This is a genomic window from Candidatus Planktophila versatilis (genome assembly GCF_002288265.1).
Classification (GTDB): Bacteria; Actinomycetota; Actinomycetes; order Nanopelagicales; family Nanopelagicaceae; genus Planktophila; species Planktophila versatilis.
The window spans coordinates 666451-691373 of record NZ_CP016778.1; the positions used below are offsets into that span (position 1 = coordinate 666451).

At 48.7% G+C, this 24923-nt stretch carries 25 protein-coding genes; 1 reads left to right on the top strand and 24 read right to left on the bottom strand.

Features of this window, described 5'->3' with window-relative positions; translation table 11 throughout:
- Positions 1-17 precede the first annotated feature (17 nt).
- From gmk to pyrR, 9 genes are read right to left on the bottom strand one after another with little or no spacing between them, the layout of a single operon-like run.
- Positions 18-890: a guanylate kinase gene (gmk, locus tag A1sIIB76_RS03375; RefSeq protein ID WP_095697035.1), complete on the bottom strand. Its 873-nt coding sequence runs from the start codon at positions 888-890 to the stop codon at positions 18-20.
- Positions 891-899: 9 nt separating this feature from the next.
- Positions 900-1601: an orotidine-5'-phosphate decarboxylase gene (gene pyrF / locus A1sIIB76_RS03380; RefSeq protein WP_095697036.1), complete on the bottom strand. Its 702-nt coding sequence runs from the start codon at positions 1599-1601 to the stop codon at positions 900-902.
- Positions 1598-2539 carry a dihydroorotate dehydrogenase gene (locus tag A1sIIB76_RS03385; RefSeq protein WP_095697037.1) on the bottom strand — a complete coding sequence of 314 codons (942 nt, stop codon included), beginning with the start codon at positions 2537-2539 and terminating at the stop codon, positions 1598-1600. Before A1sIIB76_RS03385 ends, pyrF begins: the two co-directional genes overlap by 4 nt.
- Positions 2536-3384 (bottom strand): dihydroorotate dehydrogenase electron transfer subunit, encoded by an 849-nt coding sequence (locus A1sIIB76_RS03390; protein ID WP_095697038.1) that lies wholly within the window; start codon positions 3382-3384, stop codon positions 2536-2538. Before A1sIIB76_RS03390 ends, A1sIIB76_RS03385 begins: the two co-directional genes overlap by 4 nt.
- Positions 3384-6650, bottom strand: a complete 3267-nt coding sequence (gene carB, locus A1sIIB76_RS03395; protein ID WP_095697039.1) for a carbamoyl-phosphate synthase large subunit — start codon at positions 6648-6650, stop codon at positions 3384-3386. The genes A1sIIB76_RS03390 and carB overlap by 1 nt, the downstream gene beginning before the upstream one ends.
- Positions 6650-7777 carry a glutamine-hydrolyzing carbamoyl-phosphate synthase small subunit gene (gene carA / locus A1sIIB76_RS03400; protein ID WP_095697040.1) on the bottom strand — a complete coding sequence of 376 codons (1128 nt, stop codon included), beginning with the start codon at positions 7775-7777 and terminating at the stop codon, positions 6650-6652. Before carA ends, carB begins: the two co-directional genes overlap by 1 nt.
- Entirely contained in the window at positions 7777-9063 is a 1287-nt protein-coding gene (locus A1sIIB76_RS03405; RefSeq protein ID WP_095697041.1) for a dihydroorotase, read from the bottom strand. Before A1sIIB76_RS03405 ends, carA begins: the two co-directional genes overlap by 1 nt.
- A 2-nt stretch (positions 9064-9065) precedes the next feature.
- Positions 9066-10007 (bottom strand): aspartate carbamoyltransferase catalytic subunit, encoded by a 942-nt coding sequence (locus tag A1sIIB76_RS03410; protein ID WP_095697363.1) that lies wholly within the window; start codon positions 10005-10007, stop codon positions 9066-9068.
- A complete protein-coding gene (gene pyrR, locus A1sIIB76_RS03415; RefSeq protein WP_095697042.1) occupies positions 10007-10540 on the bottom strand; it encodes a bifunctional pyr operon transcriptional regulator/uracil phosphoribosyltransferase PyrR in 534 nt (177 codons plus the stop codon). The genes A1sIIB76_RS03410 and pyrR overlap by 1 nt, the downstream gene beginning before the upstream one ends.
- Positions 10541-10663: 123 nt before the next feature.
- Here pyrR and A1sIIB76_RS03420 point away from each other — a divergent pair, with 123 nt between their 5' ends.
- Positions 10664-11158: a helix-turn-helix domain-containing protein gene (locus tag A1sIIB76_RS03420; RefSeq protein ID WP_095697043.1), complete on the top strand. Its 495-nt coding sequence runs from the start codon at positions 10664-10666 to the stop codon at positions 11156-11158.
- On the opposite strand, the gene nusB is transcribed toward A1sIIB76_RS03420, so the two are convergent.
- The 15 genes from nusB to A1sIIB76_RS03495 all read right to left on the bottom strand — a co-directional run bounded on the left by nusB (position 11159) and on the right by A1sIIB76_RS03495 (position 24895).
- A complete protein-coding gene (gene nusB / locus A1sIIB76_RS03425; protein WP_095684726.1) occupies positions 11159-11581 on the bottom strand; it encodes a transcription antitermination factor NusB in 423 nt (140 codons plus the stop codon).
- Entirely contained in the window at positions 11581-12141 is a 561-nt protein-coding gene (efp, locus tag A1sIIB76_RS03430) for an elongation factor P (RefSeq protein WP_095674833.1), read from the bottom strand. Before efp ends, nusB begins: the two co-directional genes overlap by 1 nt.
- Before the next feature lie 64 nt (positions 12142-12205).
- On the bottom strand, positions 12206-12637 hold the full coding sequence (gene aroQ, locus A1sIIB76_RS03435) for a type II 3-dehydroquinate dehydratase (protein WP_095684727.1): 432 nt from the start codon (positions 12635-12637) through the stop codon (positions 12206-12208).
- Positions 12634-13689, bottom strand: a complete 1056-nt coding sequence (gene aroB, locus A1sIIB76_RS03440) for a 3-dehydroquinate synthase (RefSeq protein ID WP_095684728.1) — start codon at positions 13687-13689, stop codon at positions 12634-12636. The genes aroQ and aroB overlap by 4 nt, the downstream gene beginning before the upstream one ends.
- Positions 13686-14192 (bottom strand): shikimate kinase, encoded by a 507-nt coding sequence (locus A1sIIB76_RS03445; protein ID WP_095684729.1) that lies wholly within the window; start codon positions 14190-14192, stop codon positions 13686-13688. The genes aroB and A1sIIB76_RS03445 overlap by 4 nt, the downstream gene beginning before the upstream one ends.
- Positions 14193-14200: 8 nt before the next feature.
- Positions 14201-15382: a chorismate synthase gene (gene aroC, locus A1sIIB76_RS03450; RefSeq protein ID WP_095684730.1), complete on the bottom strand. Its 1182-nt coding sequence runs from the start codon at positions 15380-15382 to the stop codon at positions 14201-14203.
- Between the two features lie 45 nt (positions 15383-15427).
- The gene (locus A1sIIB76_RS03455) at positions 15428-15817 is read right to left on the bottom strand and encodes a prepilin peptidase (RefSeq protein WP_095684731.1); all 390 of its coding nucleotides are present in this window, start codon (positions 15815-15817) and stop codon (positions 15428-15430) included.
- 51 nt (positions 15818-15868) lie between these two features.
- Entirely contained in the window at positions 15869-16669 is an 801-nt protein-coding gene (locus A1sIIB76_RS03460) for a shikimate dehydrogenase (protein WP_095684732.1), read from the bottom strand.
- Complete coding sequence (gene mltG / locus A1sIIB76_RS03465; RefSeq protein WP_095684733.1) at positions 16666-17703, bottom strand: endolytic transglycosylase MltG; 1038 nt, start codon at positions 17701-17703, stop codon at positions 16666-16668. The genes A1sIIB76_RS03460 and mltG overlap by 4 nt, the downstream gene beginning before the upstream one ends.
- A complete protein-coding gene (ruvX, locus tag A1sIIB76_RS03470; protein WP_095684734.1) occupies positions 17687-18106 on the bottom strand; it encodes a Holliday junction resolvase RuvX in 420 nt (139 codons plus the stop codon). The genes mltG and ruvX overlap by 17 nt, the downstream gene beginning before the upstream one ends.
- Positions 18107-18109: 3 nt before the next feature.
- Positions 18110-20785, bottom strand: coding sequence for an alanine--tRNA ligase (gene alaS / locus A1sIIB76_RS03475; RefSeq protein WP_095684735.1), 2676 nt, complete (start codon positions 20783-20785; stop codon positions 18110-18112).
- Between the two features lie 38 nt (positions 20786-20823).
- Entirely contained in the window at positions 20824-21186 is a 363-nt protein-coding gene (locus A1sIIB76_RS03480) for a DUF948 domain-containing protein (RefSeq protein ID WP_095684736.1), read from the bottom strand.
- Between the two features lie 18 nt (positions 21187-21204).
- Positions 21205-22944, bottom strand: coding sequence for an aspartate--tRNA ligase (gene aspS / locus A1sIIB76_RS03485; protein ID WP_095684737.1), 1740 nt, complete (start codon positions 22942-22944; stop codon positions 21205-21207).
- A gap of 29 nt (positions 22945-22973) precedes the next feature.
- Positions 22974-24242 carry a histidine--tRNA ligase gene (hisS, locus tag A1sIIB76_RS03490; RefSeq protein ID WP_095684738.1) on the bottom strand — a complete coding sequence of 423 codons (1269 nt, stop codon included), beginning with the start codon at positions 24240-24242 and terminating at the stop codon, positions 22974-22976.
- Complete coding sequence (locus A1sIIB76_RS03495) at positions 24239-24895, bottom strand: MBL fold metallo-hydrolase (protein ID WP_095684739.1); 657 nt, start codon at positions 24893-24895, stop codon at positions 24239-24241. Before A1sIIB76_RS03495 ends, hisS begins: the two co-directional genes overlap by 4 nt.
- Between the last annotated feature and the right edge of the window lie 28 nt (positions 24896-24923).

Sequence of the window (24923 nt, forward strand, 5' to 3'; positions counted from 1 at the left end):
AAGTAGTATTCGCCGAACTAGGCAGATGCCAATTCTATCAGGCTGGCAACCACCTTCTCGACCTCGTCATTTACCAGGACTTTATCGAAGAAAGAGGCTGCAGCGAGCTCTTCCTGCGCCAAGGCTAGACGTGAGGCCCTGCGTTCTGCGCTATCTGTGCCGCGGCCTTCTAAGCGCGAGACCAACTCCTCCCAACTAGGTGGTTCCAGAAAGACGAGTACTGACTCCGGAATCTTTTCCTTTACCTGTTTGGCTCCCTCGATCTCGATCTCCAGAAGAACACTTTGTCCAGCACTCAGTGCGGCTTCCACTGGTAATCGTGGTGTTCCATAACGAGCTCCAGCAAATTCGGCCCATTCTAGAAACTCATTGTTCTTAACTGCTGCATCAAATTGCGTTGCAGTTAAGTAGTGGTAGTCAACACCCGCAACTTCATTAAATCTTGCCGGACGAGTTGTCGCAGAAACAATTACTACGAAATCAGAGGCTTCCCGTAACTTCTTGGCGACTGTGCTCTTGCCTACTCCCCCAGGACCAGAGAGAACAATCAGCTTTCCTCTGCGCAGTGATGTCGGCAATTCAAATTCCTTTAGTAGCGCTGCTCGTTGGTAGCGTCCTAGCCCTTGAATCCGTCTCGTGCTGGAGATCTCAAGTTTTTCAAGTAACGCTTTACCACGAATTTTACCCACACCACTCTTTGATTCCACCATCTCAAGTACTCGCATCTTGGCAATGACTTCATTGCTCTGAGCTAAAGCGATAACCTCAGAAATACTCAATTCACCACTTTTGATTCGAGATTTCACTTCAGAGCGCTCTTGTCTAGAAGCCTTCGCTTTCGCCAGGGCGCTAGCACGCTCGGCGGGAGTCAGTTGCGGCGGGGTACCCATGTTTTAAACTTACTGCAGAATATCTTCAGCGATTGTGCGCGCAGCGGTAGTCATAGCTTGCGCGCCTTGCGCCCACGCCTGTGTGATTGGACGTCCGATAACAACGTAGCTTGCGCCAGCAGCAATCGCTGCTCGAGGAGTCATTGTTCGCTTCTGATCATCACCTCTAGAACTACCTTCGGGGCGAACTCCAGGTGTGATGATCTGGGGTTCATCTCCAACGGCAGATCGGATTGCTGCAATCTCAAGCGGTGAACAGACGATGGCGCGAGCACCAGCTTCGGTAGACATCTTGGCAAGTGCAACCGCGCTCTCAAGTGCGTTATTTGCGAACCCAATTTCAAAGAGATCCTCCTCCGAAAGCGAAGTAAGAATCGTCACTGCCGTGACATCGGTAGTCGGAAGCGCTTGTACTGCCGCCGAAATCACCGCGCGTCCACCAGATGCATGAACGGTGAGGAATCTTGGCTTCAATGATTGAACCGCGGTCGCAGCAGCTCCCACTGTGTGTGGAATGTCATGCAGCTTCAAATCTAGGAAAATATCAGAATCGGTCACACCTTTAATACGCCTCACTCCTTCATGGCCGAAGGTGAGGAAGAATTCAAGACCCAACTTATAGACACTGACATGATCCTGGGTTGCCTCTATCCAACGTTGCGCTGTATCTAAATCCTGCGTATCAACCGCAAGAACTATCGGCGCTTTCATTGCGTCTCGTCTCTATGTGCATATCCAACGGCTTGTTGCATGGTAGCAAAACCTCGTGCTGCCAACAGTTCGCGCAGCTCGTTCTGAATAGTTATTAGCGCAGTCGGGTTACCGAAACTGGCAGTTCCTACCGAAATCGCTGATGCTCCGGCCAGAATAAGTTCGAGTGCATCGCGACCGGAGGAAACACCACCCATTCCTAATATTGGAACGTGAGGGAGCGCAGCATGTACCTGATAGATCGCTCGTACTGCAATCGGCTTAATCGCAGGTCCAGATAATCCGCCAGTTTTGCCACCTAAATGCGGTTTCATCGTCTCCAGATTTATCACCATGCCAAGAACGGTGTTTATCAGCGCCAGTGCATCAGCGCCAGCATCAACTACACCTTTGGCAATCTCTGGCAGATTAGTTACATCAGGCGATAGCTTTGCAATGATGGGAAGTTCCCCACCAATAGTCTTTCGCACTCCATCAATCACGCGCCTGGAAGCATCGGGATCGCAGGCAAAGACCAAACCTCGGTTTTCCACGTTTGGACAGGAAATGTTCACTTCTAAAGCACTGATCCCAGAGGCCGATCTAATTTTACGAGCTAGTGTTGAATACTCTTCGATCGTTTCCCCTGCAATCGAAACTACCACTCGCGCTTTTTGTTCAAGCAACCACGGAAGATCATTTGCAAGGAAGGCATCTATGCCTGGACCTTGGAGCCCGATGGAGTTAAGCATTCCCGATGGTGTTTCAGCCATACGAGGAGTCGGGCGACCATGACGCGGCTTTGTCATCACTGATTTAGTAACGATTGCTCCCACATCTTTAAGTGCAAAGAACTGTGATAACTCCTTGCCACTGCTGGCACAACCACTTGCGGTAAAAATTGGGGTGGGAAACCAAGCATTCGCCAGCGTTGTGGACATATCTACCGGAAGGGTCATTGGTGCGCCTCCGGAATACGGCCTACAAGATCCCATTGAACGTGAGAGCCATCCATTACCGGACCATCAATACAAGAGCGCAGCATCGAAGTTGAACCGTCTTCATTTCGAACCGGTAGGACACAGGTCATGCAAATTCCAATACCACACGCCATCGATTCCTCAACTGCACATTGATGAATCACTTCAGTATTTGCAACCAATTCAGTTATTGCTCGAAGCATTCCCATCGGACCACATGAATAAATCACATCAATACTTCGATTGGAGATGATCTCCAGGAGTGATTCTGTCACTCGCCCTTTCTCTCCCATTGAACCATCTTCGGTGTAAATCTTGAGCGAATTAACAGAACGCTTACCCTCCATAGGTGCATAAATCTTGGTACCGATACTGGCACCTAGCAACATATCAACCTTGCATCCGCGGTTCTTCAGAACATCTGCGAGTCCAAATAGCGGCGCCGAACCATAGCCACCACCAACAAGTAGCGCATTGATTGGCTCTGTTGGTATTCCAAATGATGTTCCCAGCGGGGCAACGATGTCGAGCTCTGAACCCTCAGGTTGCACACATAACCACTTTGAGCCTGAGCCATGAGGGGCAACGATCAGTTCCATCGTTCCGCCGTACTGACTGCTATCGGATACTCGAGAGATTGCAAAAGCACGACGCAAAATCATGCGTGAGCTATCGCCACCAACGCTGATAGCAACGAAGTTTCCCGGGCGACAACTCTTAACCATCTCTCCCACGTTGATCAGAATCTGGTGATAGGCACCGACTCGTTTATTGGAGTGAATAGTCGCAATTTGTTGAACCGCGCTCTTATTGATCGTGTTCACTACTTGCCCAGCCACTCTTGAATAGGCTTCACCGGCATAGCCCCAGCTTGAATCGCTTTGATGCCTTCTACTGCGGCGCTAAAGCCAGCTGTTGTGGTGATAATGGGAATCGATCGTTGCACTGATGCGGTTCTAATGGCCCATCCATCTGCACGCGTTCCTCGGCCCACTGGAGTATTGATTACCAAATCGATATCACCAGCGTTGAGCATCTCAACGATTGTCTTCTCACCCATCGGTCCAGTTCCCTCAGAGTTCTTGCGCACACGCACCACACTCACTCCTGATTGTTCCAATAACTTCGCAGTTCCATCTGTTGCCAGCAATTTAAAGCCTAGTCCGGAGAGTTTACGTGCTGGTTCGATTCCCGAATTCTTATCCTTATCGGCCAATGAGATGAAGACAGTTCCAGATTTAGGAAGTGGACCAAATGAACTTATCTGCGACTTTGCATAGGCTTCACCAAAGTTATCTGCAATACCCATCACTTCACCAGTAGAGCGCATCTCTGGTCCAAGAACTGCGTCCACTCCTCGTCCATCGACTCGTCTAAATCGATTCCACGGCAAGACCGCTTCTTTCACGCTAATGCCCTTTGCGATCGCATCACCCTCGGCTGGCAACATGGATTCAAGACGCAATTGCGCGATTGTTGATCCAAGTGAAATCCGCGCTGCAGCCTTTGCTAGCGGCACACCCGTTGCTTTGCTCACAAAAGGAACCGTGCGTGAAGCGCGTGGATTCGCCTCAAGAACATATAAAACCTTTTCGGCCATAGCGAATTGAATATTAATTAACCCTCGAACGCCAACACCCTGGGCAATCTTAAGAGTCGCCTCCCGAATAGCTTTGCGCTGATCTTCACTGATAGTCATCGCCGGAAGAACACACGCGCTATCTCCTGAGTGAATTCCGGCCTCTTCGATGTGTTCCATGATTCCACCCAAGAAGAGTTCCTGACCATCGTAGAGTGCATCAACATCTAATTCGATGGCAGAATCCAAGAATCTATCAACGAGAACCGGATGATCCGGAGTGATATCGGTAGCCCGGGCGATAAAGGATGAAAGAGACTCATCATCATAGACAATCTCCATACCTCGTCCGCCAAGAACAAAGCTCGGGCGAACGAGAACTGGGTAACCAATACGTTGGGCAATCGAGAGTGCTTCTAATTGTGTTGCTGCCATTCCAAACTCTGGCGCAGTAAGTCCCTGATCTGCCAAGACTTGGCCAAATGCACCACGTTCTTCCGCCAAATTAATTGCTTCCGGACTAGTTCCGAGAATCGTAACTCCGGCTGCTTTCAAACCTGCTGCAAGTCCAAGCGGGGTTTGTCCGCCTAACTGGGTGATGACTCCCAACACGGGACCGGCAAGAGACTCCGCATGCACAACTTCAAGTACATCTTCTAAGGTCAATGGTTCAAAATAAAGACGATCACTGGTGTCGTAGTCGGTAGAAACAGTCTCCGGATTACAGTTGATCATAATCGTTTCAAAATCGGCTTCCCTCAAAGTGAACGAGGCATGGACGCACGAGTAATCAAATTCAATGCCTTGACCGATTCGGTTCGGTCCGCTGCCTAAAATAATCACAGCCGGCCTTGTGCGCGGGCGCACCTCAGTCTCTTCTTCGTAACTTGAATAATGATATGGAGTGAACGCTTCAAACTCTGCTGCGCATGTGTCTACCGTCTTATATACAGGGCGAATATTTTCATGATGACGGGCCTTGCGAATATCTTCCTCCGACACTCCCCGCAAGCGAGCTATCTGAAGGTCTGAAAACCCCATTGACTTTGCACAACGCATGGAATCAGCAGTTAATCCGCCTGGCTCGGCAATTCGGAGAGCTTCTTGATTAATCAATTCAATCTGGCGCAAGAACCAACGATCAATCTTGGTCGATGCGTAAATCTCTTCGATTGATGCCCCGCACCACATGGCGAGCTGAACCTGTTGAATTCGATACTCGGTGGGAATCTTCATAGATTCAAGAAGTGAACCTTTTTGGGAGTCCGGGAAGCTCTTTGGGAATGTGAAGGTCGCCTCTTTACGCTCTAATGAGCGAAGCGCTTTCATCAACGCTTCTGGGAAAGAACGTCCAATGGCCATTGCTTCTCCCACGCTCTTCATCGTCGTGGTCAAACGAGGATCCGCATCTTGGAACTTTTCAAAAGCAAATCTAGGAGCTTTCACAACAATGTAATCCAGGGTTGGTTCAAAGGAAGCTGGAGTGACCTGTGTGATGTCATTCTTTATCTCATCCAGGGTGTAGCCAATAGCTAGTTTTGTTGCAATCTTTGCAATCGGGAAACCAGTTGCTTTGGAGGCCAGGGCGCTAGAGCGTGACACGCGTGGATTCATCTCAATCACAATGATGCGACCGGTATCAGGATTTACCGCAAATTGGATATTACAACCGCCAGTGTCAACACCGACCTCACGAATAATATCGATTGAGAGATTGCGAAGTTTTTGGAATTCAACATCAGTCAAAGTAAGCGCTGGTGCCACGGTAATAGAGTCACCCGTATGAACACCCATTGGGTCAATATTTTCAATGCTGCAGACAATTACCACGTTATCTGCTCTATCGCGCATAACCTCTAATTCATACTCTTTCCAACCAATAATCGACTCTTCAATCAGAACCTCTGACGTTGGGCTATGTCTTAATCCAGCCCCTGCAATCTGTCGAAGTGTTGTCTCATCAAAGGCGATTCCTGAACCTAGCCCACCCATAGTAAAAGATGGTCGAATCACTACTGGGTAATTTAGTACGGCCACGGCGCCCATGACATCTTCAATGGTGTGACAGATAATTGACTTGGCTGACTCGCCACCAATCTTTTCAACAATAGTTCTAAAGATTTCGCGGTTCTCACCTCGTTCAATCGCCGCGACATCTGCACCTATGAGTTTGACATTGTATTTAGCAAGTGTTCCTGCCTGGAATAATCCAATTGCTGCATTGAGCGCAGTCTGTCCTCCAAGGGTCGCAAGGACAGCATCTGGTCGCTCTTTTGCAATGATCCGCTCAATAAACTCCGGCGTAATGGGCTCTATATAAGTTGCATCCGCAAATTCAGGGTCCGTCATAATTGTTGCGGGATTCGAGTTCACTAAGATGACTCGAATACCCTCAGCCCGCAGGACTCGGCAAGCTTGCGTTCCGGAATAATCAAATTCACATGCCTGACCGATAACAATCGGGCCGGAACCAATTACTAAAACACTTTTGATTGACTCATCGCGTGCCATTACTTGGAAGCCGCCAATCTTGGATATTTAACCATCATGTCTACAAACTGATCAAAGAGGTAAGCCGCATCGTGTGGTCCTGCCGCTGCTTCCGGATGGTACTGAACGCTAAAGGCTCCACGATCAAGCAGTTCGATACCTTCCACTACACCGTCGTTCAAACAGATGTGGGTCACTTGACCGAGGCCGTATACAGTGGAGAAACCTGAATCAGTAGGAGCTTTTAGTGCAAAGCCATGGTTGTGTGCTGTGATTTCAACCTTACCGCTTCGCTTATCAAGTACAGGCTGGTTAATTCCTCGATGGCCGAACTGTAATTTGTAGGTTTCAAAGCCGAGCGCGCGGCCAAGAATTTGGTGTCCGAAACAAATTCCGAAGATAGGAATCTCCTCAAGCAGAAGACTTCGTACCAACTCAATAGTTTGCGTCATTGTCGCTGGATCCCCAGGACCGTTGGAGAGAAATACTCCGTCAGGATTGATGGCCAAGATGTCATCGAGGGTGACGTTATAAGGCATGACATGTACGTCAATTCCACGCTGCGCCATAGCTCGTGGCGTTGCCCCCTTTATCCCCAGATCAATTGCAGCAACGGTGAACTTCTTCCCACCCTGCGCTGGGACAACGTAGGTCTTTGGCGTTGAGACATCGGCGCACAGAAAGGAACCAGCCATATCGGCTTGTTTGCGAACTTCCACAACCATCTCTTCTCGAGTGAGGTCAAGACCAGAGAATATGCCGACCTTCATTGCTCCTCGATCACGTAGGTGACGAGTGATTGCGCGCGTATCCACCCCTTGAATGCCCACAATTCCTTGGCTGATCAATTCAGATTCAAGATCTTTCTCACTGCGCCAATTACTGGTAACAGTAGATGGATTTCGAACAACAAAACCTGCCACCCAGTATTTGCTTGACTCGTTATCAAAGGTATTCACACCAGTATTACCAATATGAGGCGTTGTCATCACGACAACCTGCTTGTGATACGACGGATCTGTCAAGGTTTCTTGATAGCCAGTCATACCGGTTTGAAAAACTGCCTCTCCAAATGTCTGACCGGTGGCAGCCCACGACTGACCCTGAAAGATTCGGCCATCATCGAGAACGAAGAATGCTTGCGACACTATTTATCCCCTTCGTATGTCAATTTTCCACCAAAGACTGTAGCCATGATTACGCCCGGCAGCTCTAAGCCATGGAAGGGAGTATTGCGACTTCTCGATAAAACCAGATCTCGATCCACCCGGTGAGTTGCCGTCGGATTAATCACAGTGATGTGTGCCCTAGCTCCAACGGCAATCTCCTGACCATGATTTTCATAGCGACCAATCTGGGCCGGGGCAGAACTCATGCGCGCAGCAACCTGTTCCCAACTCATCAGACCCGTCTGCACCATTGTCTGATTGACTATCGGGAGAGCGGTCTCAAGACCGAGCATTCCAAATGCTGCTTCCTGCCACTCGCATTCCTTGCTCTCGGTCGCGTGCGGTGCATGATCGGTTGCCACAATATCGATGATGCCTTGCGCCAATCCCTCACGCAGTGCCATCACGTCTTTCTCAGTTCTTAGCGGTGGGTTCACTTTATATACCGCGTCATAACTTCTAGCTAACTCATCGGTGAGTAGTAGGTGATGAGGAGTCACTTCCGCAGTCACTGCTATACCGCGCGCTTTCGCCCAACGAATTATCTCAACTCCCCCTGCCGTTGTTACGTGGCAGATATGTAAGCGTGCCTGCAGGAAATCAGCCAACAGAATGTCGCGCGCAATAATCGCTTCTTCTGCAATAGCTGGCCAACCTTTTAAGCCAAGTTGCGATGAAACTATTCCTTCATTCATCTGCGCGCCTTGGGTCAAACGCGGTTCTTGCGCATGCTGGGCGATGACACCGTCAAAGCCTTTGACATATTCAAGTGCATGTCGCATCACAAGTGCATCTGAGACGCAGTTCCCATCATCACTAAAGACTCGAACTCGCGCCTCTGAGTTAGCCATCGCACCAATATCTGCCAGATTTTCACCAGCGAGACCTTGCGTCACAGCGCCAACCGGAAACACATCAACTAGTCCCGCTTTTTGTCCTAAGCGAAAGACATGTTCAACAACGCTAGCGTTATCTGCAACCGGTGTTGTGTTGGCCATCGCACTTACCGCAACATAACCCCCTTTAGCAGCAGCGGCCGAGCCAGAGAGAACTGTTTCCGCACTCTCTTTACCAGGTTCACGTAGGTGAGTGTGTAAATCAACCAAACCGGGAAGAATGATGCAATCTTTAGCATCGATTACTTGTGCGCCATCTGGCGTGCTCGGCAAAGTGGCTATTGAGGCAATAACGCCATCTGCGATGCTGATATCAGCCTTAGTTCCGTTAGCGAGGGTTCCACCTTTAATGAATAGTTTCTGGCTCATAGTCAGATCTCCAATTCTTGAGTTCCAGCAAGTAACAAGTACAAGATTGCCATTCTGACACTGACACCATTTTTAACCTGCTCCACAATCACTGATCGGGCGCTATCGGCGCTCTCAGCTGAAATCTCCACGCCGCGATTCATTGGACCTGGATGCATGACGATAGCGTTTGTTTTCATCTTCGAGAGTCGATCTTTATCAAGTCCGAAGAAGCGCGAGTACTCACGTGCGTTGGGCAGATACATCTCCGTCATTCGCTCGATCTGGATGCGTAGCATGATTACCGCATCAACCTCACCGATGACAGAGTCAAAGTCGTAAGAAACTTCTGCCGGCCACGACGAAACGCCAATAGGAAGCAGCGTTGGGGGCGCCACTAGAACTACTTTCGCTCCCAACATCGTAAGCAGCACGACATTGGAACGAGCAACACGTGAGTGCAAGATATCCCCCACGATTGCGATCCGAAGTCCAGTTAAATCCTCATTTCCCCGTGCGCAATGTTTACGAATAGTAAAGGCATCCAGCAGCGCCTGACTTGGGTGCTCGTGTGTTCCATCTCCGGCGTTAATCACAGAACCAGACATCCACTCACCCTTGGCTAAAGTGTGGGCAGCACCGGAGGCGTTGTGTCTGATAATGACCGCATCCGCTCCCATCGCTTGCAAAGTTTGAGCGGTATCTTTCAAGGACTCCCCTTTACTCAAACTCGAACCCTTGGCAGAGAAGTTGATGACGTCTGCCGATAATCGTTTTGCCGCTGCTTCAAAGGAGATGCGAGTTCTGGTGGAATCCTCAGCGAAGAGATTGACAATCGTTCTCCCGCGCAAGGTCGGCAACTTCTTCATCGGACCATCAGATGCTCGAGCCAGGGTCTCGGCTGTATTTAAGATTGAGAGGGCATCGGTTTTTGTCAGATCGTTAATTGATAGTAAGTGGCGCATCATCCGGCCACCTCTTCCAGTAGTACTTCATCTGCGCCATCAGTTTCAACCAGATGCACTTTAATTATCTGTTGCGGTGATGTCGGTAGATTCTTTCCCACATAATCGGCCTTTATTGGCAGTTGACGGTGGCCCCGATCAACTAAGACCGCAAGTTGCACCGTCTTTGGTCGCCCTACTTCGCCCAGGGCATCTAGGGCGGCGCGGATAGTACGTCCTGAGAAGAGAACATCATCAATAAGAACTACGTTTCGGTTTTCAATCCCCGATGGTGGAATCCGCGTGGGAGCCAGAGCTCGCGGAGCACGCAGTCGCAGGTCATCGCGATGCATGGTGATATCAAGAGTTCCGCACTCAACCGGGGCTCCTGCGATTGATTCAATCGCGGCAGCGATCCGAAGTGCCAAGTGGGCGCCGCGAGTTGGAATTCCTAAGAGAGTTACTGTCTCAGAACCTAAATTTCGTTCGAGAATTTCATGGGCAATGCGGGTAATAGCGCGCGTTATATCTGGCGCAGGCAGGGCAACACTCATCTAAATCTCCTTCCCCGCCTCGCAGGACGGGTCGTTAAAGGATGCGGCGCAATGATACCAGCACCAGCAGAGCTCTGTGGATAGCCGGCGCTGCCGTGTCCGCCCAACCCATACCCTCGCTGGATGTATCAACAACCCACAGTGAACGAGATTAACTCCACCCTTCGCGCAATCAGACACTCCAAGTCACTCTCCCTTTCCGATGTGGAAGCCCTTAGTCAGGGGCGAATCAAGGCTGTTGTTCTAGGTTCATACGAACGAGGAGCACGCTCTTTGAGTGTCAAGCGCGCACTGCAGATAGCCGCGCTCTACCAGGTGCCGATTTCGGAGATATTCGGCAACTCTGAAAATAGAGAGCGAAGTTACGGGTCGAAAATCATTCTCGATTTACGCCTTATCAATCACCGAGTACAACAAGAAGGGCGAAACGAGATGGCGAAATACACCAATCTCTCTAGGCTGCTGCAGAAAATAGTGCGTACGAGACAAGATTGGAATGGTGAAGTTATTTCCTTGCGCATAACTGATATTGCAACGCTGGCCATACTCTTCGACGAGAGCGAAGACGATGTGACGAAATGGCTTGAGCGGGAAACGCTCCTACTGAGAATTCGCTAATTAACGGGCGATGCTCGCTTTGATTGTGGAAATTCTTCCCAAAACACCATGAATATATCCCGCTGATTCATCGGTAGAAAGATCCCTGGCCAGATTTAGTGCTTCATCGATAGCGACCGCATCTTCCACATCATCTGACCAGATAATCTCGTAGATAGCAAGACGAAGAATATTGCGATCGACAGCTGGAAGACGATCCATATCCCAGCCTTGGGCATAGGTTGCAATCAGTTCATCGATCTTTCGTCGGTTTTCGGTAATGCCGCCAATGAGCGCTTTTGTGAAATCTCTTATCGGCCTTGCATCTGGCCCCTCATCTGGAACATCGCGAAGAACCAATAAATCAGCTGCCGATGAACCACGGATATCTGACTCGTAAAGCAGATCTAACGTCTGTTTACGAGCTTTACTGCGAGCCGACACTAGTTGGCGCGACCCAGATAAGAACCATCGCGTGTGTCAACAAGAACAATCTCATCCTGCTTAATAAACAATGGAACCTGAATCTGGATTCCAGTCTCAACTGTTGCTGGCTTTGTTCCACCGGAAGAGCGATCGCCCTGGAGTCCTGGTTCAGTGTAAGTAATTTTAAGTGGGACGGATGCGGCCAATTCCAGGTAGAGCGGGTTTCCTTCGTGAATCGCCACTATCGCTTCGGTGTTTTCTAGCATGTAATTCGAAGCCTCACCAACGGTAGCTGCCGAGATAGTCATCTGATCAAAATTTACGTTATCCATAAATACGAAATCATCACCTTCCTTGTATAGGAAGTTCATCTCACGCTTCTCGAGGATCGCAATCTCAATCTTGACACCTGCGTTAAATGTCTTATCCACAACTTTGCCTGTCATTACTTGCTTAAGCTTTGTGCGAACGAATGCTGGGCCTTTGCCAGGCTTAACGTGCTGAAATTCAACCACAGTCCATAGCTGACCATCGATATCAAGTGTCATGCCATTTTTTAGATCATTTGTAGTTGCCACGATAACCCCAGTTCATGCCTTCGCCCATCGAAGTGCAATAGAGAGCGAACTTTACCTCATCAAATTATGTAAGAAGTGCCTTCAAGGCGATGAGCGCTAGTACATATGAATTAGGCCCAAATCCACCAATAGTTCCATTTGCCACACCGGAAATAACCGAGGTATGACGGAATTCTTCACGAGCAAGCGGGTTCGATAGATGCACTTCAATTAAGGGAGCCTTAACCAGGTCTGCTGCATCGCGAATTGCATATGAGTAATGAGTAAAGGCGGCTGGATTAATAATCACCGGGGTGTTGGTATCGGCGGCTTCATGTAACCACCCAATTATCTCGGACTCATCATTGCTCTGCCGCACATCGGCCTCAAAGCCATGAGTCTTTGCAGCGTTTTCAATATGACTCACCAATGCTGGATATGTCATATCCCCGTAGATGGAAGAATCTCGAATATCGAGTCGTCCAAGATTTGGACCATTAAGAACTAATACCTTCATTGGCTAACCTTCTCATATGCGGCTAGAAGTTGGTCGTCAGTTACCGATTCGACTCTCTCGGTTTTGCCAATCTCGGAAATCACTACAAAACGAATCTGCTTTCCGCGTGATTTCTTATCTACTCTCATGGTAGCCAGAAGATTTAGCCAATCCCCTTCCAAGTAGCGAACCGGTAGGCCCAACTGACTGAGTACCTTGACGTGTTGATCGACTAGCTCTTCGTTCATCAAACCCAATGACTGAGCTAGGTGGGCCACATAGACCATTCCAATAGCCACGCACTCTCCATGACGAAGTGAGTACTTGCTCTCTAATTCCACTGCATGACCAAAAGTGTGTCCGTAATTGAGAATCTCGCGCTCGAAACTCTCCTTGAAGTCAGCAGAGACTACTGCCGCCTTGACGCTGATTGCTCTATGGATCAGATCCACTGTAAGTTCACGCGATTCACGAATATTTGCGATGCTCTTATCCGCAATCAAAGCAAGAATCTGTGGGTCACGAATAAATCCGCACTTAACAACCTCTGCCAGACCTGCTGCAAAATCACGATCACTGAGCGTCGACAACCATTGTGGGTCGATAATCACTTCTATCGGAGAATGAAAAGCCCCAATCAGGTTCTTTCCAAAATCGCTATTTATGCCGGTCTTACCACCAACTGCTGCATCAACCATTCCTGCCACAGTGGTGGGAACTGCTATCCAATCTAATCCGCGTAACCACGAAGCGGCAGCAAAACCGGCGAAATCCGTCACTGCTCCCCCACCGATTGCAACAATCAAATCAGAGCGTGTGAATCCGGCTGATCCCAACCAATCCCAAACCTTCAGGAGTGTCTCTGAGCTCTTACCTTTCTCCGAATCAGGAATCCCAAAATAAAAAACTTCCGAATCTTGCGCATCAATCTGAGGGATTGAAGCTTTCATCGATTCTGAGAAAATAACAGCTATTCGTTCGCGCTCTTTGAAATGGGGTGCCAGTGCCTGCAAATAAGGCGTGTCGACTAATACCGAGTAGTTACGTTCTGCGCGAACATCAATGCTTTTCATCCAAGAACCTCAAGTATCTGCGCCACGATTTCACTCTGAGAGCGTCTATTCACGTCAACGACTGTATCTGCTATTGCCTCGTAAATAGGCCGGCGCGCTTCCATCAGCGTCTGCCACTGTCCGCGAGGATTATTGAGAAGCAAAGGACGGTCACGATTGAAACCGATACGAGGCGCAACATTGGCTAAAGAGATATCAAGATATACAACGTGAGATGAAGTCGCTGCTAGTGCAGATTGTGCCTCAGTAGAAATCGGAGCCCCACCACCAAGTGCTAACACCGTGTCGCTCGCCTGAAGTTCTTGCTGCAAAATCTCTCTTTCTATGGCACGAAAGGCATCTTCTCCATCCTCGATGAAGATTTGTGAGACTGACTTATTCTCTCGTTGTTCAATGACGGAATCTGTATCTCGAAATTCCAACGAGAGTTTATTCGCAAGTGATTTTCCAATTGTGGACTTTCCCGAGCCCATAGGGCCAATGAGAATTATTCGCGGGGCCATGGCTTGGCCTACTTGAAACGCAGATTCTTCATATAGGACTCGAAATTTCGACGCACTTCCTGAACTGAGTCACCACCAAACTTTTCAAGAACAGCTTCGGCAAGAACGAGTGCTGCCATCGCTTCTGCTACAACTCCTGACGCAGGAACAGCGCAGACATCAGATCGCTGATTAATAGCCTTAGCAGCCTCACCAGTCTTGACATCAATAGTGTCTAGCGCTTTAGGAACCGTTGAAATCGGTTTCATTGCGATAGAGACTCGTAATATCTCACCATTAGACATTCCGCCTTCCGTGCCACCCGCACGATCAGTACGTCTTGCGATGTGGCCATCTTTCGCGCGTTCAATTTCATCGTGCGCAACTGATCCTCGACGGGTAGCGGTTCTAAATCCATCACCAATCTCAACACCTTTAATCGCTTGAATTCCCATCATCGCAGCGGCAAGGCGGGCATCTAACCTACGATCCCAATGAACATGTGAACCTAAACCTGGAGGTAGATTGTAAGCAAGTACTTCACAAACGCCACCTAAGGTATCTCCATCAGCATGTGCCGCTTCAATCTCAGTAATCATCTTGGCACTTGTTGCCGGGTCGGCACAGCGCACGGGATCTTCATCGATTCGAGCCATATCGTTCTCACCTGGCAGTTCATAACCGTCAGGAATACGAACACTACCGATAGAAACTACGTGGCTAAGAATCGTTATCCCGACTGACTGTTCTAAGAATTTCCTAGCAATAGCACCAAGTGCCACACGCGAAGCTGTTTCACGCGCGCTAGCTCGCTCCAAGATAGGTCTTGCGTCATCGAAGTCGTATTTTTGCATTCCTACCATATCTGCGTGACCTGGTCGAGGTCGGGTCAACGGCGCATTACGAGCTAGGTTCTCAATTTCTTCCAGTGGAACGGGATCTGCTGACATAACTTTTTCCCACTTAGGCCACTCACTGTTTCCCACCTGTATTGCAATCGGACCACCTTGAGTTAAACCCAATCGGATTCCACCAAGAATAGTTACCTTATCGGCCTCAAAATTCTGTCGAGCTCCACGACCCACACCAAGTCTGCGACGGGCTAAATGAAAATCGATATCAGAAGTGGTCACCTGAACATGAGCTGGGACGCCTTCAACAATTGCTGAAAGGGCTTGACCATGAGATTCGCCTGCTGTGATCCAACGCATGTGCCTATTCTTGCAGAAAGTATTGCAAACTCGCTCATTATTTACTCACCGCGTAAACAAAAAGGCGAGATAAGACGCACATATCGCAGGACCTAGCGCAATATTGCCCCGTAAACGCATTCGGGCCACAACAGTGAGTGCCGTTAGGATTGAAATTGCCACTACGAGAATAGTTAAATAGGTGGTGATTGAACCACCAGGTATGGCCAGAAGAGCTACCGCCATAAGAAGTTTCACATCCCCTCCACCTAATCCCCCGAAGATGCCGAGTAGTAACAGCGGCACTATGAAAAGAATCCCTGTGAGAAAGTAGATGTGAAAGTCGCTCTCAATAAAGAGTAAGACCGAGATAAGAACAACTGAGAGGTTTGTAATTCTGTGATGACGCAGATCAAAGAGGCTGATATATATCGAGAGGAGAAGAATCAGCGTCATGGAACGAGCCTAGGTAGAACACTCTCATCACATTAACTACCTGTGGATGAACTACGCGCGTAACGCTGTGCGCAAATGTGTCGCTAACTTCTCTCGGTCTAGGCTTTCACCCAGCACCAATTCCAATTGATCGATGCCTTGGTAGAGCAAGAGTTCAAGACCACCAATAACTTTGCCACCAGAGTCTCTCCACGCCGCAGCAAGTACTGTCGGCCAAGGTTTATAGATCACATCAAATAGGACACCATTCACACCGCCGCGAACAGAATCAGCCAAGAGGTCGGCCGCTCCGGCTGGAGTTGTATTTACAACGAGGTTATAAGAACTTAATTCAGCACCTGAATTCCAAGAGATGTATTCAAAATTAGATGTAGTCACCGATGACCTCAGTGCCGGAGCTCGCACTGAACTACGACCTAGAACGTGAATCTCTTTCGAGAAGCCATCCATCGCACCAGCTACCGCACGAGCTGTTCCACCCGCTCCTAGAATCAGTACTCGATTGAAAGTTTGTAGGCCTGCATGGGATAGCGCTGCAATAAATCCAGAGCCATCAGTAGAAGTCAGTGACCATCCGTCCTTCTTTTTCCATAAAGTATTTGCAGATTGAATCTTGGTTGTTAATGGGTCGCATTCAATGGGGAGTAGCAGTACTTCTTCCTTCAAAGGCATTGTGAGAGAGAAGTAATCGAACTCTGCACCGCGCCCTTCAATAAATGATGCCAGCGAACCCGACGGGACTTCGATCGGCTCATAGCTTCCCTCTATTCCTAAATAGGAGAAGGCAGCGCGGTGCAAGCGCGGTGAAAGTGAATGAGTAATTGGGGAACCCAACACAGCTCCTCTAATCACTTTTGACTCCTAAACTTTCCAGCCCGTAAATTCTTTTTATACTCATACTTCAATGCATTGAACTGGGCGATATCAGCGGTGAATCGGGTATCACCTGGCGCCACTGTGATGAAATATAGCCAGTCACCCTCTTGTGGAGTGACCGCCGCGCGCATCGCTGATGCCCCGGGATTATTAATAGGCCCTGGTGGGAGTCCATATTTTCTATAGGTGTTATAGCTCGATGACAACATGGTCGACTTAGTACTCAAGAAGATATTGCCTCGAGACTGCATCACATAATGCACCGTCGAATCAAACTGAAGTGGCATCCCTTTCTTCAATCTGTTGCGCACGACTTGCGAAACCTTCGTGAAGTCCTTCTCCCCGCCCTCTGCCTGAATCAAAGAGGCAATGACGAGTAACTGCGCTGGGGTATATCCAGTTTCAGAACTATAAAAACCAGCGTTACGCATTTCTTTCTCAGCACGAGAAACCATTGAAGCTAGAGCAACATCTGCTGACGTAGTTGATGCAAAACTGTATTGCGCCGGAAAAAGCAAACCTTCTAACTGATCAAAGCCCTTTGGTTTAGTAAGAGCTGTTAAGGCTGACTTAACTTCTTGGACCTTAAAGCCCGAGCGATACAGCTGAGGCAAAACCTCATTGACCCACATCCCTTCGGAGATGTTGATCAGTCCCACGATTCTCTTTGAGTCAAGCAACTGTTCAAGTGAATCCGCTGCACATAAGTTCTTCTGCACTCTATGAGTTCCTGGTGCCACTTTTGCAGCTCTTGCATCGGCTACCGCTAAACGAAAGTAGGCCTCTGAAGATTTGATTACCCCAGCACTTGCCAAGGATGCACCGATAGAAGAGCCAGCTTCTCCAGATTCAATTCTTATGAGAACTTCCTCAGCTGACGCAGCGCCGCAACTGAAATCAGGTGCAGATGAATCTAGGTTTCGCAGCGAATCCAGGCCGAAGGTGACAACGAATACAGCCACACCTGCAAGTCCCACTCGAACGATCGGAATTCTAAGTAAGTTTTTCAATCGCCAACCCTTGTTCTAGGATGGCTACGGCAGCCATTGCATCGATTACCTTTTTCGAATCGCGAGTATTTACTCCCGCGTCTTTAAGCTTCTTCTGAGCCGACACTGATGAAAGTCTCTCGTCAATATATGTCACGTTTATCGCGAAGGTCTCTGTAATCAAGTCCCCAAAAGATTTAGCTTTAGCAACACTATCTCCGCTCGCGCCAGACATATGTTTTGGCTCCCCAATGAAGACAGAAACTGGTTCATATTCTGTAAAGATCGCAGTGAGTTCGGATAACAGGTTCGGACTCTGAGTCTGCAGCACAGTCAGTGGTGTAGCAAGAATGCTATCTGGATCACTGATTGCAACACCAATACGCACATCACCGTAATCGAAGGCAACTCTTCGACCTCTCATCGGTTAATTTCCAGCGATTGATTCTTCGATTGCAGCAAGGGCCATTGCTGATTTTGATGCGTCAACTCCGCCACCTTGGGCAACGTCGTCTTTGCCGCCGCCCCCACCACCCAAAATAGTGGAGCCAATCTTTACCAGAGCGCCGGCTTTTAGACCCTGCTCGCGCGCCTTCTCACTTACCGCAACAATTAACACTGGTTTTGAATCCACAGAGCTGATTAGTGCAACTGCCGACTGCGCAGTGCGATTACGTAAATCAAGGGCCATCTTTCTTAAATCATCTGCCACGATGGAGTCAGGCAAAAGAGCGGTGATAACAGTTGTTCCACCAATTACCTTTGCCCCCTTGAGCAATGAATCAACCTGGCCCAGAGCTTGCGCAGATCGGACGACTGCCAATTCTTTCTCAATCTCTTTCATCTTCCCGAGTAGCTCAGAGATTCGTTCAGGTAACTCCTCAGCTCGCGAGCCCTTCATGAGCTCAGTCAAAGAGTTCAACAAAACATGTTCACGAGCCAGGAACTTATAAGCATCGATGCCAACCAGAGCTTCAACTCGGCGCACACCTGCGCCAACGGAAGATTCACTTAAGAGTTTAACCACACCTAATTGGCCAGAACGCTCCACATGTGTTCCACCGCAGAGCTCTCGCGCCCAGTCACCGATGCTGACAACGCGAACTTCATCACCATACTTCTCACCAAAGAGGGCCATCGCACCACTCTTCTTCGCAGCTTCCTGCGACATCACTTCTGCAGTGACAGCCAAGTTATCCAATAACAGGGTGTTAACTCGAGACTCAACATCGTTTAAGACAGATGTTGGAACAGCCCCAGTTGAGGGAAAATCAAAGCGGAATCGACCCGGTGAATTTTCAGAACCAGCTTGCGTTGCAGTTTCACCTAGTAATTCACGGAAAGCCTTATGAACCATGTGAGTTGCTGTGTGAGCACGCGAGATCGCATTACGGCGTTCAACATCAATCACAGCCTGAGCGGCGGAATTAACGTTCGCCTCCCCCGAGAGAATTCGGCCTCTATGTACTGAAAGCCCATTGACCGGAGTTTGCACATCGTCAATTTCAATAATTGCACCCGTTGAAAGAGTAATGACTCCACCGTCAGCTAACTGGCCTCCACCTTCTGCATAAAATGGTGTGCGATCCAGAATTACTTCTATCTCCTGGCCTGCATGAGCTGATGCGACACTTACGCCATCTACCAGCAGGCCAGTAATCTTCGATTCAGTGCTGGTGTGGGTGTAGCCAATAAAATTTGTCGCACCTGATGCATCTGCAATCTTTTTATACTCAGAGACATCTGTGTGCCCGCTCTTCTTCGCCTTCGCATCAGCTTTTGCTCGATCGCGCTGCTCATTCATCAGTCTGCGGAAGCCATCTTCATCAACTTCAAGGCCTTCTTCGCGGGCCATTTCTAAGGTGAGATCAAATGGAAATCCATAGGTATCGTGGAGTTTGAAAACTTCATCTCCAGGGAGAACCTTCCTCTTGCTCGCCTTGAGCTGCGTTGATGCTAAATCAAAGATCTGTGTGCCACTTTTGAGCGTTTGCAGGAATGACTCTTCTTCAGATTCTGAAACCGAAAGAATTCGCTTTTGATCTGAAATCAGTTCTGGATACTGCGCACCCATTGCTCCAATTGCCGCTACGGTGAGGTCAGACATGATGGGATCGTTAACACCAAGTAAGCGCATATTACGAATTGTTCGGCGCATCATCCGGCGCAGAACATAGCCGCGTCCTTCATTCCCTGGTGTAACCCCATCGCCAATAAGCATTGCAGATGTGCGAGCATGGTCTGCCACAACGCGTAGCGCCACATCTGATTTTTGAGATGAACCGTATTTAACTCCCGATAACTCAGATGCGCGGGTAAGAATCTTCATCGTGGTATCAATCTCATAGATATTTTCCACACCTTGCAAAAGTGCAGCTGTTCGCTCTAAACCTAAACCAGTATCAATACTTTTCGCTGGTAGTTCGCCAAGGATTGGATATCCTTCCTTACCGCCGCCAGCACCTCGTTCATTTTGCATGAAGACAAGATTCCAAATTTCAAGGTAACGATTTTCATCAGCGATAGGACCACCGTCAACACCGTAGGCGGGTCCGCGATCGTAATAAATTTCAGAACATGGACCACATGGACCTGGAACACCCATCGACCAGAAATTATCTGCCATATCCCTACGTTGAATGCGTTCACGCGGAACGCCAATCTTCTTGTGCCAAATATCTGCAGCTTCGTCATCATCTAAATAAACAGTTACCCACAACTTATCTTCCGGAAAACCATAACCGCCATTGTTGATTGGTCGTGTGAGAAGTTCCCAAGCGAGAGCAATGGCACCTTCTTTGAAGTAATCACCGAATGAGAAGTTACCGCACATCTGAAAGAAGGAAGCGTGACGAGTGGTCTTTCCTACTTCATCAATATCTAGCGTACGAACACATTTCTGGACTGAAGTAGCGCGCTTATAAGGAGGTGTTACCTCGCCAAGGAAGAAGGGCTTAAAGGGCACCATACCCGCGTTAACCAAAAGCAGGTTGGGATCATCCGCAATGAGAGATGCTGAAGGGACAACTGTGTGGGTGAGGCCTTGACGATTTTCTGACTCAAAGAATCGTAGCCAACGCGAACGTATCTCGGAGGACTCCACTAGTTACATTCACCCACTCTGACTATTGAGATTTCTGACTAGTCAGATTTCTTCTTCGATTTACGACCCTTACTCATCTGCGCAGCGCTAATAAGAGCGCCCGCAACTTTGACAGCCGGGCCGTTCTTATCCATGAAGCCCGTTGTTGCATCAGTTACCTTGGTAGTAACTTCTTCAACATTCTTGGTGATCTTGGCAAAGCTTGCCAGCGGACTATTGATGAGCTCCAATGTGCGAGTCGACTCAGTTAAAAGCGGTGTTGTGTCATCAGTAAAAGCCTTGAGCGAGACTTTGGCCTCGTCAATGAATCTACCCACGCGGATAACGGCATAGGCGACTGCCACGGCAATCACGAAAAGTGATGCGGCCGCAATTATTGTTGCGATTCCACCAGGACCCATATCTCTAGCCTACCGGAATTACTCCTTCGGAGGTGTCCAATCGATTGCTGCCTCTTTCCGTTGCGCAGCAGTAATGGGAGTCGGCGCACCAGTAAGTGGGTCTCCCCCGCTGGCTGTCTTTGGAAAGGCGATGACCTCACGAATTGAATCTGAGTTTGTTAGCAATGCACATACTCGGTCCAAACCAAGTGCAATTCCACCATGTGGAGGTGGTCCATAATTAAAAGCTTCTAACAGAAAGCCAAACTTGCTCTGCGCTTCCTCATCACTGAGTCCAATAACTGAGAACACATCCTTTTGCATCTCTCGATCATGAATACGAATCGAACCACCACCTAGCTCAGTTCCATTAAGCACAATGTCATAGGCATATGCCAAAGCTGACGCCGGATCGCTTTTGAAACTCTTAGCAAACTCTGGCTTAGGTCCGGTAAACGGGTGGTGAACTGCAGTCCAGCCTCCACCATCGGTTGGTTCAAACATTGGAGCATCAACTACCCAGACAAACTCCCATGAACCTTGCTTAATTAGATCACAGCGTTTACCAATTTCGAGTCGTGCTGCACCCAATAGTTGTTGAGAGGATGACTTATCTCCGGCTGCGAAGAAAATCGCATCTCCGGCCTTAGCTCCTACAGCTGCAACAATGCCCGCTTGTTCTGACTCAGAAATATTCTTTGAAACGGGACCGCCAAGGGTGCCATCGGCATTCACCAAAATGTATGCAATGCCCTTTGCGCCACGTGCCTTTGCCCAGTCTTGCCACGCATCTAATTCACGACGAGGTGAATCAGCGCCGCCTGGCATGATGACCGCTCCAACATAAGGAGCTTGAAATACTCTAAAAGGTGTCTGACTAAAGAACTCAGTGACTTCAACTAATTGCTGTCCGAAACGAAGATCTGGTTTATCAGAACCATACTTGTCCATGGCATCGGCATAAGTCATGTGCGGGATGGGGGTAGGAATATCGTAATTAACGGCCTGCTTCCACACCTTCACCAGGATCTTTTCCGCAATAGCCAAAATATCTGCTTGATCAATAAATGACATCTCAATATCCAGCTGGGTAAATTCAGGTTGACGATCTGCACGGAAATCTTCATCACGGAAACAACGGGCTATTTGGTAGTAACGCTCCATGCCTGCGACCATCAGCAATTGCTTAAATAACTGCGGTGATTGTGGCAAGGCATACCAACTGCCTGGCTGCAGGCGAACCGGAACTAGAAAGTCACGAGCTCCTTCCGGAGTTGATCGGGTGAGATAGGGAGTTTCAATCTCATAAAAATCTAAATCTTCCATCACACCGCGAATTGCTGTGGTGACCCGGGAACGTAGTCGTAGATTCGCCGCCGGTCCTTCACGACGTAGATCTAGGTACCTATAACGAAGCCTGACTTCCTCAGAAATATCTACTTCACTACCTGAATCAACTGGGAAAGGAAGCGGGGCCGATTCGCTCAGAACCAAGATGTCATCGCCCATTACTTCGATTGCACCTGTTGGAATATTTGTATTTTCATTTCCGGAAGGACGCAAGGCAACTTCACCGGTAATTTGCAGACACCACTCAGCACGTAGTTGACCTGCAAGTTTTTCATCCCTAATAACTACCTGCACTGAACCCGTGCCATCACGCAAATCAATAAAAGCAACACCGCCATGATCACGCCGACGAGCAACCCAACCAGCCAAAGTCACGACCTGGCCGACGTGCGTAGCCCGTAGAGCGCCAGCATCATGATTTCTCAACATTAGAAAGCCACCTTTAAGAAATGAGTGCGTTAGAGCGAAAGTGCCTGACGTAACTGATCCCGCAATTGCGTAATCTTAACCGAAGTTAGAACTCCATCACTCATGCGCTTAAGGTCAACGTTCCCGCTTGAAATCTCGGAATCCCCCAGCACCACTACATATCGGGCTCCAGATTTATCAGCAGCTTTCATAGCACCTTTGAGCGCACGATCTCCGAAGGCAATTTCAGTTCGAATTCCAGCCGCACGTAATTCTTGTGCTGTTGTGAGGGCGATCTCCATCGCGCTCTCACCTAAGGGAATAAGGAACAAATCCGAGGTGAAATCTTCAGCTGGTAGTGATTTCTCAGCAATCGCTGCAAGCAGTGCCCGATCCACACCAAGTCCAAATCCAATTCCTGATAATGATTGTCCACCCAAAATCTCCATTAAGCCGTCATAGCGACCGCCACCACCGATGCCCGATTGCGCACCTAGGTCGGAATGAACAAATTCAAAGGTAGTTCCCGTGTAGTAATCCAATCCGCGAACCATACGCGGGTTGATGACAAAGTCGATCTTCATCGCACGCAGATAACCTTGCACTAATTCAAAGCTCTTGCGGGAAGAATCAGAGAGATAGTCAAGTAATAGCGGCGCCTTCACCATCGTCGCTTGCATCTCTGGCCGCTTATCATCAAAGAGCCGGAGCGGGTTGATCTCAGCGCGCTTAGCTGTTGCCTCATCCAGATCAAGTTTCTTGATAAAGGCCATGAAATCTATGCGATGAGCCGCGCGTGATTGCGCATCTCCTAACGAGGTAATTTCCAAACGATAGTTTCGAAGCCCTAAGTTCTTAAAACCCCGATCTGCAATTGCAATGACTTCAGCATCTATTGCTGGATCATCAAGGCCTATCGCTTCGATTCCTACTTGATAGAACTGACGATAGCGTCCTGCTTGTGGCCGCTCTGCTCTAAAGAATTGGCCGGAGTACCAGACCTTCACGGGAAGTTGACCACGATCTAAGTTCTGTTCAATCACAGCACGCATCACACCAGCTGTGCCTTCCGGACGCAACGTAATTGATCGTCCACCACGATCTTCAAAGGTATACATCTCCTTCGAAACCACATCGGTTGATTCACCAACGCCGCGAGTAAAAAGATTTGTATCTTCAAATACCGGAAGTTCCATTAACTGATAACCGGCTGCCTTGGCAGGTGCGATTAACTGCTCACGTACCCATTCGAAGGCGGCAGATTCGGGTGGCAAGTATTCACGAACACCTTTAGGTCCTTGAATCTTCTCGTATTTCATGAGGTCAATTCTTTCAGATAAGGGTTACTTTTTCTCTCGAATTTGATTGTGGTCTGAGGGCCATGTCCTGGGAGCACGCGCAAATCATCGCTTAGCGGTAAAACCTTCTTGATGAGCGTCTCTCTCATCTGCGCTGCACTGCCAGTCGGTAAATCTGTTCGCCCAATGGAGCCAGCAAAGAGAACATCTCCACTAATGAGTATCTCCTCATTGAGAGTGAACATGGTTGAACCACGAGTATGACCCGGAGCGTGGATTGCGGTGAGCTTGAGATCCAAAAGATTTATCACTTCACCGTTCTTCAATTCTCGAAGATCTTTCGGTTCCGTAAATGTCATCTCTCCTAGTTGCGCCATCAGATCGGGCCCGTGTATCCCAGATGGATTAGAAACGAAGCGACGATCTTCGCTATGTATATATGTTGGAATCGCATATCCATCGGCAAGCGGAACAATGGAAAATGTATGGTCTAGGTGTCCATGGGTAAGCAGCGCTGCCACTGGTTTCAATTTGTACTCTTCAACCAGCATGGTTACTTCAGATGAAATATCAGGCATCCCCGGATCGATGATGATGCACTCTTGGCCCACACCCGCAGAAATCACCCAGCAATTGGTGGCAAACATGGGCGCTGGATATGACAGAACAAGCATGGTGGACCCCGAAATCTCGCATGGATTT

Excerpts from the sequence above, each read along its gene's own strand:
- gmk (WP_095697035.1), bottom strand. The coding sequence starts at position 890 with ATGGGTACCCCGCCGCAACTGACTCCCGCCGAGCGTGCTAGCGCCCTG.
- pyrF (WP_095697036.1), bottom strand. The coding sequence starts at position 1,601 with ATGAAAGCGCCGATAGTTCTTGCGGTTGATACGCAGGATTTAGATACA.
- A1sIIB76_RS03385 (WP_095697037.1), bottom strand. The coding sequence starts at position 2,539 with ATGACCCTTCCGGTAGATATGTCCACAACGCTGGCGAATGCTTGGTTT.
- carB (WP_095697039.1), bottom strand. The coding sequence starts at position 6,650 with ATGGCACGCGATGAGTCAATCAAAAGTGTTTTAGTAATTGGTTCCGGC.
- A1sIIB76_RS03405 (WP_095697041.1), bottom strand. The coding sequence starts at position 9,063 with ATGAGCCAGAAACTATTCATTAAAGGTGGAACCCTCGCTAACGGAACT.
- A1sIIB76_RS03410 (WP_095697363.1), bottom strand. The coding sequence starts at position 10,007 with ATGCGCCACTTACTATCAATTAACGATCTGACAAAAACCGATGCCCTC.
- pyrR (WP_095697042.1), bottom strand. The coding sequence starts at position 10,540 with ATGAGTGTTGCCCTGCCTGCGCCAGATATAACGCGCGCTATTACCCGC.
- A1sIIB76_RS03420 (WP_095697043.1), top strand. The coding sequence starts at position 10,664 with ATGTATCAACAACCCACAGTGAACGAGATTAACTCCACCCTTCGCGCA.
- aroQ (WP_095684727.1), bottom strand. The coding sequence starts at position 12,637 with ATGAAGGTATTAGTTCTTAATGGTCCAAATCTTGGACGACTCGATATT.
- aroB (WP_095684728.1), bottom strand. The coding sequence starts at position 13,689 with ATGAAAAGCATTGATGTTCGCGCAGAACGTAACTACTCGGTATTAGTC.
- A1sIIB76_RS03445 (WP_095684729.1), bottom strand. The coding sequence starts at position 14,192 with ATGGCCCCGCGAATAATTCTCATTGGCCCTATGGGCTCGGGAAAGTCC.
- aroC (WP_095684730.1), bottom strand. The coding sequence starts at position 15,382 with ATGCGTTGGATCACAGCAGGCGAATCTCATGGTCAAGCCCTTTCAGCA.
- A1sIIB76_RS03455 (WP_095684731.1), bottom strand. The coding sequence starts at position 15,817 with ATGACGCTGATTCTTCTCCTCTCGATATATATCAGCCTCTTTGATCTG.
- ruvX (WP_095684734.1), bottom strand. The coding sequence starts at position 18,106 with ATGAGAGGTCGAAGAGTTGCCTTCGATTACGGTGATGTGCGTATTGGT.
- A1sIIB76_RS03480 (WP_095684736.1), bottom strand. The coding sequence starts at position 21,186 with ATGGGTCCTGGTGGAATCGCAACAATAATTGCGGCCGCATCACTTTTC.
- aspS (WP_095684737.1), bottom strand. The coding sequence starts at position 22,944 with ATGTTGAGAAATCATGATGCTGGCGCTCTACGGGCTACGCACGTCGGC.
- hisS (WP_095684738.1), bottom strand. The coding sequence starts at position 24,242 with ATGAAATACGAGAAGATTCAAGGACCTAAAGGTGTTCGTGAATACTTG.
- A1sIIB76_RS03495 (WP_095684739.1), bottom strand. The coding sequence starts at position 24,895 with ATGCTTGTTCTGTCATATCCAGCGCCCATGTTTGCCACCAATTGCTGG.